The sequence below is a fragment of the Clostridia bacterium genome, from assembly GCA_036654455.1.
Classification (GTDB): Bacteria; Bacillota; Clostridia; order Christensenellales; family CAG-314; genus JAVVRZ01.
Map to the genome: position 1 here is coordinate 352,077 of JAVVRZ010000002.1, position 12,934 is coordinate 365,010.

Here is a 12,934-nt window from a genome sequence, read left to right on the forward strand (position 1 = left end):
GGGCTAAATATTTATTTTTTTAAGAGCTTCTTGCACGAGTTTCATATCGCATTTGCCGGAAAAATTAGCTTTAAAGTGTTTCATAACCGCAGGCACTGATTTGTCGGGTAAGGCTTTAATAATATCTTCTATCTCTTGACTTGTAAGTAGGGTGGGTAGAAAACGTTTAACTACTTCGGCTTGCTTGGCAATCATTTCAATTCTAGCGGTATTGCCCACTTTTACGTAACCTTCTTGTTCTTCCGCAAGTTCTTTTTCGGTTTTGAGCAGTATAGCTACTACGTCGTTATCGGTTAGAACTTTATCGGTAGAGCGGTTTGCGATTTCGGCAAGTTTGATTTTATTAAGTAGCACGCTTAGTATATCTCTTGCGTTGCCGTCGTGACTTTTTAAAGCCTCGATATTAGCTTTTTTGAGTTCGTCAATCAACATTTTTATTCTCCTTTGGCTTCTTGTATTGGTAGCCACACACAAAGTTGATATTATTAATTTTTAGTAACGCTTGACTTAATAGGTTCTTGTCGCATTCAATCTTTTCGTCTACTATCAGCCAACTGCCCTTTACGTTGCTTGAAGTGGGTAGGGCAATTTCAAGCGCAAGAAATACTAATAGTTGTTGGGTAGGCGTTAGGTTAGTAAGTTGAGTTATGGTTTCGTTGACATATACGCTAAGTTGATTTGTGTAACTGAGCGAAAGAGTTGAGTCCATAACTGCAAGATAAGCATTAGCGTCGTTAACAAATCCACGAATTTTATCTTTAATTATGATATTGATTACCTTAGAACTTTCTAGCGAACTTTCTAGCGAAGAAATAGTTCCTATTTGGTTGCTTAATGTTACTAACTCGTTGCGTTGTCTTGCCGACTCCAAACATTCTTTCAAGGTAATGTCGTATTGCTTTTGTAATTCGGTTATTTCTGTCGCTACGCTTTCAATTTGTGTTTCCTGGGTTGCGTAAAGTTTAGCAAGTTGCTTTTCGTCTTCTCCGCTAGGAGCGATAAGCACAATTTTGCTCAACCTATCGATAGCGTAACTGAGTTGTTTGTGCATTTCGTCGTAATCGCTAATACTTTTAGCTATATCGTCAATATTTTGTCCCGACAGGGCGACTACGCTTTCGGCAAATTCGGGTTTAATGCTATTTGCGATTAGACTTGCTTTAAGCTCGCTTTTAATTTGCTCGGCTTGGACTTTCTTTTGTTCTATTTGCCATTCTAGCTTGACAATCTCTACACGCCTTGCAAACAATTCTTTTTGAGTTTGTGTTCGACTTACGCTAAGTAGTTTCTCTTCGGCTTCTAGGTCAGATTTTAAATATTCGCTTTCGGCTAGAACGCTTTCGATGTCGCCACCTGCAAGCTCTTGCGCCTTAGTTCTTATTTGAGAGATATCTTTTTGATTAATTTTGATTGTTTTTGTTGTTTCAAGCATAAGCTCTTTAACTTGCATTAATTTAATATCGGCGTCGTCAATCTTTTGTTGAATAGCCTTATGCTTTTCGTATAGAGCGTTAAGACGGGTTATAGCGTCGGTTAGCTCGGTTTTAGTTTGTTCGTTTGCGCCTATTAATAGGTCTAGGGCGCTTTCGCCGTGCAATGCCTCTTGTGTGTTAGACAAGTTAGAGTGCCTTGCCTCTAAGTCGGTTAACTTTGCTTTAAGACTATCGATATATCTTTTAAGTTCTTGATTTTGCGTTTCGGCTCTAACCGTTTCTTGCGAAACGTCAAGCAAATACTTTGTGCCTTTATCGGCTTCTAAGGCTCGTAGATAGTTGTACACACTTTCGTTACTATTTTCGCTAATTAATTGATTATATCTTGCGATAATGTTTTCTTTTTGTTGGTTAAGGCTAGCAATTTCGGCGTCATTAATGTCGATAAAGCGTTTAATTTCTTCAAGTTTACCTTCTATTCGAGCTATTGTAGATTGAATATCCGCCTTGTCGTAGATACGCTTGTTAAGAGTATCTTCTTGTTGCGTAATTGTTTGGTCTTCTAGGTTGACGTCGGTTGCATACACCGAAGTGACGTCTTGGTAGAGTTTTTGGCTGTTTATTAACACTTCACGCTTAAATTCTTCGCCCTTTGCGTAGCGTGATTTATGTATTTCGGTTGAGATTGTTCCGCAAGAATTCTCAATTTGGAATAGGTCATAATTTTCTTCTTCTAACGCTCTTGCAAGGTTAATCTCTTTTTGTTTAAGCGAAGAATTAATCATATCTAATTTTTTAATTTTTTTGTCGACAACTTGTATGATAACATCACGAGCTTTAAGCGGAGCTACGGTTGCGTCAAGGGCAAGGACATTTTTAAGTTGTTTTGTTTGTATTGTAAGCGCTCGCTCTTGTTCGTTGGAAATACCTTGCTTTATTGCGATTTCGCCACGAATTTTTTCCATTTGATTTTCGATTTCGTCAATCTTAACGCTTATTTTTAGCGATTCGGCAAGTTCGCTCATTGGGCGAGCCGGCAGGCTTGTAGCTTCAACTTCGGCTTTAAGTTCTTCAATCGCCGTTTCGATGTTGGCTAAGGAATTTTTGTGGTCGAGGCGGTTAGAAACATAGCGGTCCTCTTGCATTTGCAATTTGCTTAACGCTTGCGTCAATTCGTTGTTGTCGTCTTCAAGCGCGCGGATATGTTCGAGGTCTTCTTGCACAAGTTCAATTTTTGTGCGAGAAGATATTGCATTTTCAACTTGCCTTTGCTTTTGCGAAAGTTGTTCTTCAATTTCTCTTGCTTGGTCTTCGTGCCAGTCTATTTCTTTAACAATACTAAATCTTTTTTCGGTATGTTCTTTAATTTCTTTGTTAAGTTGTTCGTATTGGCTAAGTTTTGGGGTAATTTGTTTAATGCTGTTATATTGACTTAATTGACGTCTGCGAAGTTCGACTGCGTCTTTTTCGTTGAGTAAGGTTTCGTAACTTGCCCTACAACTATCAAGTTCGGCTCTTGCCCTAATAAGAACGGGGTCGTTAAGCCTGCCTTTAAGTTGAGCTTGCTGTTGGAATAATGCGATTAAAGTTTTTTGTTTGTCAAATAGCCGTTGAGCGCTCATCTCTACTTCTTGTTGACCTACGGCTTTAAATTGCGGATATAGTTTTTTGGCTTGTTCTCTTGCGACGTCGCCTTTTTGCTTGGTGCTTATGTAGGTTGATTCAATTGCGCTAGATACGTCAAGCAACTTTTGTATTTGGGCGAAGCTAGAAATATCATTCTTTTGCACAAAATTACGAAATTCCGTAGCCGAAGCGAAACAATCGCTTATTACTTCTTTAAGGCTACCGCCCAATTCTTTTTCAAGATATTCGGTAATTTTGCCGTCTTTTGCGACCACGCTAATTTTGTCACCTAGCAGTCTAAGTGAAGTGTGAATATTTTTCTGTTCGCTTACGGTGCGTTTAAGATTGTATTTAGTTTGATTGATTGCAAAGTCTATTGATATGTCAATTTCTTCTAAAAATTTGTTGACAAGAAAAGCGCCCTCGATTAATCTTTCAAGTCGAGAGTTGCGAGTGTAGATTAATTTGTCGGTTGCGGTTGCGTCGCCGAAAGAAAAATTAATTACCTCTTTATTGGTGGGATTAGTGGTTACTACTTTAAGCAGTTTCATACTTTGCCTCCGTAAACTAAAAACAGATTTAATTTGTTAAACTTCTTGTAATTAACGATTGATTGTGATAAACTATCTAACACGCAAATGTTTGTAAACAGTCAAAAAATCGCTAAAATTAGCTACTCTTTATTATAAGGGTAAATTGCAAAAATATCAAGGCTTTTTACAAAAAACGCGAAAGCAATATAATTTTGGAGGAAGATATGCCTTTTTGCGCTTGTTCTAAGGAATTATCAGTCAACGGCTTTACCGTTGTAGACAATATTTTCGTCACGCAGTATATGCCCGACGCTCCGCAGCATTGCGTTGAGCTATATTTATTTGGTTTGTTTCTTTGCAACAACCAAACGGTTGACAATACAATAGATACAATGTGCGAAAAACTCAATATGACCAAAGAAGACGTCAAGGCGGGGTTTACCTATTGGGAAGAATTGGGGCTTGTGCATATTTTAGGCGAAGAAGAAATTGAAGTTACCTATTTACCTATTCGCACCGATAGAAATCTTCTTAAAAAAATTAAGGCTAGCAAATATCGTGAGTTTAGCCAGCAAATGCAAAATGTGCTTGACCAACGTATGATTACCACTAACGAATACAACGAATATTTTATGTTTCTCGAAACTTCCTTTTTCGAGCCTTCGGCGCTTGTCTCGGTAACCCGCTACTGCGCAGACTTAAAAGGCAAGTCTATTTCTTATGGATATATTTTAACCGTAGCTCGCAACTTATCTACAAGCGGAATAAATACTCGTGAAAGGGTAGAAGAAAAGTTGCAAGAACACCCTAAATATAATCAAGATTTAGCTTTAATATTTAAGGCTTTAAAAATTTCTCATAAAATTGAGTATTACGACCGAGAGTATTACCAACGTTGGACAAAAGATTATGGCTTTAACTTGGATACTCTTATGCAAATTGCAAAAAATTGTAAAGGCGGTATGGTAAAGTTAAACGCCCTTTGCGAAGAATATTACAAGCAAAAACTTCTATCAATTAAGGAAATTGAAGATTACAATATCAGCAAAGAAAAATTCACTAATCTTGCAATAGAGATTAATAAGCAAATCGGCGTTTATTATCAGTTGCTTGACGGCGTCGTAGCCGAATATATTATTCCGTGGAGCAATAAGGGCTATGACGAAGAAACGCTTAAACTTATAGCAAAATATTGTTTTAGAAATAATGTTCGCACCTTACAGGGTATGGATAGCGTAGTCGAACGCTTTTATAAGTTAGGGCTACTAACCTGTCAAAGTATAAATCAACATATTGAACAAGTACTTGCTCGTGACATAGAGATAAAGAATATTTTAAATAGTCTTAATCTTGTGCGCAACGTTTCTAATACAGACCGAAATTTTTACAAGACCTGGACTAACGAGTGGGGCATAGAGGACGAACTTATTCTAGCTACTTGCGAGTTGTGCCAAACGGCAAATAATCCTACGCTTTACTTAAATAAAATTCTTGCCGACTACCATTTGCAAGGCATTTTAACTACTAAGCAACTTAGCAAGGCAAACTTTGGCAATACAGCAAGTAAAGTAGTCGCAACCGACGCTAAGTTTGCGACTTATCCTCAAAGGGAGTACAGCGAAGAAGAAATACGAGCGTTATTTGACACGCTTAAAGAGGACTAAAATGTTAAATATTGAAGAACAGGCTATGTCGGCAATAAGAAGTCGCAAGGCATCAGCCGAAGCGTCCGCCGAACAAAATTTGCAATATTTGCTAGGCAAACCAGAGTTTTTAGATAATTACGATGAGATACAACAACAAATTCTTGTAGTTGCTCGCAGTTTTGGTACGGCAAAAGAAAAGGTCGAAAAGAATAAATTAAATATGTTAAGGCAAAAACAATTAAATGTGGTATCAAATTTAGGACTTAACCCGACTTGCCTTTTTCCAAATTATTCTTGCAAAATTTGTAACGACAACGGATATTTAGACGGCAAAAAATGCCAATGTCTTGACCAAGAGATAAGAAAAATTTTATATAAAAATGTCAACCAAGGCAATAAAAATTTTACATTTGCTAGTTCTAGCGATAGAGTAAATGTTGTCGCTTATTCTTCTTGTAAAGAATTTTGTCTAAGCTACCCTAGCGCTAAATATCTAAATATGCTTATTATGGGTAAGTCCGGCGTAGGCAAGACATATTTATGTAGCGCTATTGCCAATCAATTTATTGATAAAGAAGTAGAAACATTGTTTCTTACCGCTTACGAACTTAACAATAAATTTTTGTCCATTCATCTTGCCGAACTTGACAGAAAGTTAGAGATGTTAGAGTCGTTACAGAGCGTTCCCGTATTGATTATCGACGACTTAGGCGCAGAACAAATTTTTAAAAATGTAACCTTAGAATATTTTTTTGCTTTAATTAATCAACGCAATTTTGCTCGTCTTACTACGATAATTTCTACAAATTTGTCGCTTACTAACATTTTATCACGCTATACCGAACGAACGTTTAGTAGACTTGCAAATAAACATAATACGCTTTTAATCGAGTTAGTAGGGGCTGATAAGAGATTGAGCAAATAGCCCTACGCTAACTGTTGAGGCGATTTATATTTGTAAGATGTAATTTACTTATTTAATCAATATTTAATCAATTATCAATTTCTATTTTTATTGACAATTTTTATTTTGTTAGAGCTAAGTTTTCGGCGCTTTGGACAGTTTGAAGAAGCACCATTGTCGAGGTAACTACCCCGACTCCGCCGGGAACGGGCGTATAAGCGTAAACTTTACCGTCGATATTATCTAGGTCAACGTCGCCTACATTACCATCGTTATAGCCTGCGTCAATTATCACCGAGTCTTTTTTAAGCCAAGATTGTTTTACTAATTTAGCTTTTCCAATACAAGCTACAAGTATGTCGGCAGTAGCAACAATTTCAGGCAAGTTAGTTGTTTTTGAGTGACAAATTGTAAGCGTTGCCGAACGGTTAAGCAGTAGCATCGCTACGGGTTTGCCAAGTATTGCGCTTCTACCAATTACTACGGCGTGTTTGCCGAGTATATCTATATTGTAGTAGTCAAGTATTGTAAGTATGGCTTTTGGCGTAGCTGGGGCAAAACTAGGCATTTGCATACACATAGCGCCAAAACTTGAAGTGTTAACTCCGTCAACGTCTTTGCTTACGCTTATTGAGTTGGTAACTTTTTTTTCGTCAATTTGACTGGGCAAGGGGTGATATAGCAATATTCCCGACACGCTGTCGTCGTTATTTAGGTCTTGAATAACGTCAAGTAATTGTTGGGTAGTAGCGGTGTCATTTAAGGTAATCTCTTTAAATCCTATGCCAAGTTTTGCGCAACCTTTGCGTTTTGCTTCGTTGTAACTAATTGAAGAATAATCGTTTCCCACCATAATAGTTGCAAGCGTAGGGATAATTCCCAAACTTTTAAGCCTTGCAATTCTTGTCGTTAGGTCTTGCTTAATTGAATTTGCGACTACTTTTCCGTCTAAAATAATGCTCACTTTTGCCTCCTAAATGTTGCAGAATAAGGTTTATCTTGTAAATTTTACACTAGAATTATTTATCAATAGAATATTAATTTTTTAAAATCTCAATTATTTTTTCTAAGTCAAATAACTTTATATTTTTTGTCAGCCAAACTTTAATAAGTTTAGAATAGCCCACGAATTACGCCTTCGTCGCTTATTGTCATATTATTTGCCGATGGAATTTTTGGTAGTCCCGGCATAAGCATAACGTCTCCGCAAACGGCTACGATAAAACCTGCGCCCGAACGCAACTGCGCTTCTCTTACTATAAGCGTGAAGTTTGTCGGTCGACCTAGTTTTTTTGCGTCGTCGGTTAAAGAATACTGCGTTTTTGCAATAATTATTGGTAAATTAGCTAGTCCGTTTGCGGTAATAGTTTGAATATCTTTTTTTGCTTTTGCCGAATATTCTACTGCGCTTGCTCCATAGATTAGCTTAGCAATATTTTCAATTTTTTGTTCAATTTTTTGTTCCAGACTATAAGTGTAGTTGATTTGTTGTGTTGTCGTATTTTCTATTATGTCTACTACTTTTTGCGCTAGCTCGATTGCGCCTTTTCCGCCTTCTTCCCAAGCTGTTACCGTAACGGCTTCTACGCCTAGACCCAAGCAGTATTGTTTTATTAAGTCAATTTCCTGCGCAGTATCGGTCACAAATCGGTTAATAGCCACTACCGAAGGCAATTTAAATTGACGGGTTATATTTTCTACGTGTTTGCCTAAATTAGCAAGTCCTTTATTTAGAGTAATTAAATTCTCTTGTTTAAGCTCGCTTGAAGGACTTCCTCCGTGAAGTTTCAAGGCTTTTGTAGTCGCCACGATTACTACGCATTTAGGAACAATATTTGCAAGTCTACATTTTACGTCGAGAAATTTTTCAGCGCCTAAGTCAGCGCCAAACCCTGCCTCGGTAACGCAGTAATCGGCGTAAGTCAAGGCTGTTTTTGTAGCTATTATGCTATTACAACCGTGGGCTATATTTGCAAAAGGTCCGCCGTGTATTAACGTAGGGGTATGTTCGAGCGTTTGAACAAGGTTAGGTTTAAGAGCGTCTTTAAGTAGAATAGTAAGAGCGTCTTGGGCGTGTAAATCGCCCGCTGTTATAGGTAAATTGTCATAAGTATAGGCAAGGGTAATTTTAGAAAGTTTTTGTTTAAGTTCGGCAAGGCTGTTGCTTAGGCAGAAGATTGCCATTATTTCGCTTGCCGCAGTGATGTTGAAACTATCTTGACGCATTACTCCGTCTGCTACTGCGCCTTGTCCTACCGTAACGCTACGAAGCGCTCTGTCGTTGAGGTCGACGCACCTATTCCACACTATTTTTTTAGGGTTGATATTTAAAGGGTTGCCTTGTTGCAAGCTATTATCAAGCAATGCCGAAAGCAAGTTATTTGCCGAAGTAATAGCGTGTAAATCGCCGGTAAAATGTAAGTTGATATCTTCCATTGGTATTACTTGGGCTTTTCCACCGCCGGTTGCTCCGCCTTTTACGCCAAACACCGGACCTAACGAAGGCTCTCTTAACGCAAGACAGGTTGACTTACCTAGTAGCGACAGTCCGTCTGCAAGACCAATAGAAATGGTGGTTTTTCCTTCGCCTGCGCTAGTTGGATTAATGGCGGTAACAAGCACAAGGTTTCCCTTTGGGTCGTAACTTGTTAAGTTAAGTTTAGCCTTGTACTTGCCAAAAGGTTCTATTAAAGAATTGTCTACATGCAATTTGTCGGCTATTTGTTGTATGGGTTGAGGGGTTACGCTTTGCGCAATTTCTATATCGCTTAAATACATAGGCTACTCCTTTTTATAAATAATACTTTAAGGTTAATTTTAGAAGATATTAGGTTGTTTGTCAATACATATTTGCTTTGTATATTTTATAAAAAAATATTTAATTTGTAGCCTTAGGGGTTGAAAAAATTTGCAAAGTGTGTAACAATATACATTGGTTATTTGGACAGATAAACTATCTATTAGAGGATGAGAATATGAGAAAAATTGAATTAAACGGAAGCGATTTAACTATTGACGACGTAGTCGACGTTGCTTATGGCAGAGCCGAAGTTAGCCTTGCAATTAACAGTTACGAGAGAATGGCGCAGAGCCGAGCCGTCGTAGAAGACTGCGTAAAAAATCATCGAGTAGTCTATGGCATTACTACGGGTTTTGGCAAGTTCTCCGACGTAAGTATTAGCGAGCAAGATAGTAAGAAATTGCAAAAAAATCTTATTATGAGTCACGCTTGCGGTGTTGGCGAACCCATCGAAAAGGCTTATGTAAGGGCTATGATGTTGCTTAGAATTAACGCTTTATCTGTGGGAAATTCGGGCATATCCCGTCCTACCATAGACGCTCTTGTCGCCCTGCTCAATAGTGAGGTAACGCCGTTTGTGCCGTCTAAGGGTTCGTTAGGGGCTTCTGGCGACCTAGTTCCGCTAGCTCACATGACATTGACATTATTAGGCGAAGGCTATGCGTATTATCAAGGCAAAAAAATATTAGCAAGCAAGGCTCTCAAACTTGCTAAACTTCAACCCATTGAGCTGACTTCGAAAGAAGGTCTTGCGTTGATTAACGGCACGCAAGCTATGTGTTCCTATTCTTGTATTTGTTTGTATCAAGCAATTCGACTTAACAAAATTGCCGACATTGTGGCAAGTTTAACTATCGAAGCCGAGCGTGGTATTACCGACGCATTTGATAGTCGTATACAAAAGTTACGCAACCAAGACGGTCAAATCGAAACTGCTAAGAATATTCTACGATTGTTAAAAGGTAGTCAACGCACAACTCGACAAGGACAAATTAGAGTTCAAGACGCCTATACCCTAAGGTGCGTTCCGCAAATACACGGCGCAAGCAAGGACGCCTTAAAGTACTGTTTGCGTATAGTTGGCAACGAAGTCAACGCCGTAACCGACAATCCTATTATTTTCCCCGAAACAGCCGAAGCTTATTCGGGCGGTAACTTTCACGGTCAGTATCTAGCTATGACGCTAGACTTTTTAGGCATTTCTCTTGCCGAACTTGCTAACGTTTCCGAAAGAAGAATTGAACGCTTAGTTAATCCTCAACTGTCGGGCTTGCCTGCTTTTTTGGTAAAGAAGGGCGGACTTAACAGTGGTTTTATGATACCTCAATATGTCGCCGCTTCGCTTGTCGGCGAGAATAAAATTTACGCTCACCCCGCTTGCGTAGATAGCATATCGTCTTCGGCTAATCAAGAAGACCACGTAAGTATGGGTATGACTGCGGCAAGAAAAACTAAGGTAATAGTTGAAAACGTTACTAACGTGCTTGCAATCGAATTACTTACCGCAAGCCAAGCTATTGACTTTGGCGATGCGTCTAAGGCGTTAGGCAAAGGTACTTCCGTAGCTTATAAAGCGGTTAGAGAAGTCGTTTCTTTTATGAATAAAGATAGAATAATATATACCGATATTGAAAAATGCGCCGAACTAATAACAAGCGGAAAGCTTCTTGAAGCGGTAGAAAAAGCCGTAGGCGAACTATAAAACTTAAATATAATAAAGACTATAAAATTTATAATAACTATAACTAAATAGCAAATAAAATAAATTATAATACGCAAAAACTGCGGTAAATCTATACTGCAAAACAGAGGTGAATTATGGTTACAAATTACGACATAAGCCAAGCTATGACAATTAAACTTGACGTTTTACCAAGCAAAAAAAATTTTGTAGAGGGAATAAGGCGTGCTCCAAAAAGAGAATTTAGGCTTTCCCAAGCCGACACCGAACTAGCCCTTAGAAATGCTCTCCGCTATGTTCCCGAAGAATGGCACGAGGAGCTTGCAGAGGAATTTTTGCAAGAATTGTACACTATGGGGCGAATTTATGGTTATCGTTTTAGACCTAGCGGTCGAATTTATGGCAAACCTATCGACCAATACAAAGGCAACTGCATTGAAGGCAAGGCTTTTCAAGTAATGATTGACAACAACTTAGACTTTGAAGTAGCTCTTTATCCTTACGAGCTTGTTACCTACGGCGAAACAGGGCAAGTTTGTCAAAACTGGATGCAGTATTGTCTACTTAAAAAGTATCTTGAACAACTTACCGACGAGCAAACCTTAGTAGTCGCAAGCGGTCACCCTATGGGTCTATTTGCAAGCGACAAACATTGTCCAAGGGTCACCCTTACTAACGGACTTATGATAGGTATGTTTGACAATCAAGAAAGTTGGCATAGAGGCGCAGCGCTTGGCGTTGCAAACTATGGTCAAATGACGGCTGGTGGCTGGATGTATATAGGCCCGCAAGGCATAGTTCACGGCACATATAACACTATTCTCAATGCGGCAAGGCTTAAATTAGGTATCGGCGACCAAGCAGACTTATCAGGTATCTTATTTGTTTCTAGCGGTTTAGGCGGTATGTCGGGCGCTCAGGGTAAGGCGGTAGAAATTTTAAACGGCGTAGGTATTATCGCCGAAGTAGATATTTCTAGAATTAATACAAGATATTCGCAGGGTTGGGTTTCGGCAATTACTTATACTCCGCAAGAAGCCTTTGAGCTTGCCAAACAATGTCAACAACAAAAAGTAGGCAAAGCGATTGCTTTTTGTGGCAATATCGTAGATTTACTAGAATACGCTATCGCAACCAACCAACATATAGATTTGTTGTCAGACCAAACAAGCTGTCACGCAGTCTACGACGGCGGTTATTGTCCGCAAGGCGTTACTTATCAAGAACGCACCCGTTTGCTTCGTGACGACGAGCCTAAGTTTAGGCAACTTGTCAACAAGACTTTACAAGCCCACTTTAACGCTATTGTCAAATTACACCAAGCAGGCTCGTATTTCTTTGACTATGGCAACAGCTTTATGAAGTCTGTCTATGACGCAGGCGTAGCCGAGATTTGCGCTAACGGCGTAAATGAACTTGACGGTTTTATCTTCCCAAGTTATGTCGAAGATATTTTAGGGCCAATTTGTTTCGACTACGGATACGGACCTTTCCGCTGGGTGTGTTTGTCCGGCAAGAGCGAAGACCTTCACAAGACCGACAACGCAGCCATGCAAGCAATCGACCGCAATAGAAGGTTTCAAGATAACGACAACTATGTTTGGATAAGGGACGCAGAAAAAAACAAATTAGTAGTTGGCACTCAGGCAAGAATACTTTATCAAGACGCAGTCGGTAGAATGACTATTGCGCTTAAATTTAATCAAATGGTTCGTGACGGCGAGATAGGGCCGGTTATGCTAGGTCGAGACCACCACGACACAGGCGGAACGGACGCTCCATTTAGAGAAACAAGCAATATTAAAGACGGTAGCAATATTATGGCTGATATGGCAACGCTTGTATATGCAGGCAACTCCGCAAGGGGTATGAGCTTAGTCGCCCTTCATAACGGCGGAGGCACAGGCATAGGTCGAGCCATTAACGGCGGTTTTGCCCTTGTGCTTGACGGTAGTTACGAGAAGGACGAAATTATCAAGTCGGCTATACTTTGGGACGTAATGGCAGGGGTTACAAGGCGTAGTTGGGCAAGAAATCCTCACGCATTAGAAACAAGCGTAGAGTACAACTCAACTCACGGACAAAACAATCATTTAACCATACCTTATTTAGCCGACGAAGACAAGGTTAAGCAACTTGTAGCCAAAGAATATAATAAATATTGCGGTAAATAAAGCGTAAATATAAGTGTTTTTACAAATATCAAAGAATATTTATTTTCGCAAAAGTGTAAATTTGCAAAAAAACTTTGAAAAATAAAAGACAGCGTTTATCACAAGGACAAAAATAGCGAGGTTTGACAAAACTAAAG

Annotated in this window: 8 protein-coding genes; 4 read left to right on the forward strand and 4 right to left on the reverse strand. The window is 39.1% G+C overall.

Annotated elements, in window-relative coordinates:
- Positions 1–3 precede the first annotated feature (3 nt).
- Both RR062_03685 and RR062_03690 read right to left on the reverse strand, forming a co-directional pair.
- The gene (locus tag RR062_03685; GenBank protein MEG2026810.1) at positions 4–432 is read right to left on the reverse strand and encodes a GatB/YqeY domain-containing protein; all 429 of its coding nucleotides are present in this window, start codon (positions 430–432) and stop codon (positions 4–6) included.
- Positions 422–3,610 carry a hypothetical protein gene (locus tag RR062_03690; GenBank protein MEG2026811.1) on the reverse strand — a complete coding sequence of 1,063 codons (3,189 nt, stop codon included), beginning with the start codon at positions 3,608–3,610 and terminating at the stop codon, positions 422–424. The genes RR062_03685 and RR062_03690 overlap by 11 nt, the downstream gene beginning before the upstream one ends.
- 206 nt (positions 3,611–3,816) lie before the next feature.
- On the opposite strand from RR062_03690, the gene RR062_03695 reads away from it, so the two are divergent.
- Complete coding sequence (locus RR062_03695; protein MEG2026812.1) at positions 3,817–5,256, forward strand: DnaD domain protein; 1,440 nt, start codon at positions 3,817–3,819, stop codon at positions 5,254–5,256.
- 1 nt (position 5,257) lies between these two features.
- Positions 5,258–6,163, forward strand: a complete 906-nt coding sequence (locus RR062_03700; protein ID MEG2026813.1) for an ATP-binding protein — start codon at positions 5,258–5,260, stop codon at positions 6,161–6,163.
- 100 nt (positions 6,164–6,263) lie between these two features.
- Here RR062_03700 and RR062_03705 read toward each other — a convergent pair whose 3' ends face one another.
- Together RR062_03705 and RR062_03710 are read right to left on the reverse strand one after the other, a co-directional pair.
- Positions 6,264–7,106, reverse strand: coding sequence for a bifunctional 5,10-methylenetetrahydrofolate dehydrogenase/5,10-methenyltetrahydrofolate cyclohydrolase (locus RR062_03705; GenBank protein MEG2026814.1), 843 nt, complete (start codon positions 7,104–7,106; stop codon positions 6,264–6,266).
- Between the two features lie 149 nt (positions 7,107–7,255).
- Complete coding sequence (locus RR062_03710; GenBank protein ID MEG2026815.1) at positions 7,256–8,920, reverse strand: formate--tetrahydrofolate ligase; 1,665 nt, start codon at positions 8,918–8,920, stop codon at positions 7,256–7,258.
- 197 nt (positions 8,921–9,117) lie between these two features.
- Between RR062_03710 and hutH the strand changes: the two genes are divergently transcribed.
- Together hutH and RR062_03720 are read left to right on the forward strand one after the other, a co-directional pair.
- Positions 9,118–10,644, forward strand: a complete 1,527-nt coding sequence (gene hutH / locus RR062_03715) for a histidine ammonia-lyase (GenBank protein MEG2026816.1) — start codon at positions 9,118–9,120, stop codon at positions 10,642–10,644.
- A 116-nt stretch (positions 10,645–10,760) separates the two neighbouring features.
- Complete coding sequence (locus tag RR062_03720; protein ID MEG2026817.1) at positions 10,761–12,797, forward strand: urocanate hydratase; 2,037 nt, start codon at positions 10,761–10,763, stop codon at positions 12,795–12,797.
- Positions 12,798–12,934: the final 137 nt, after the last annotated feature.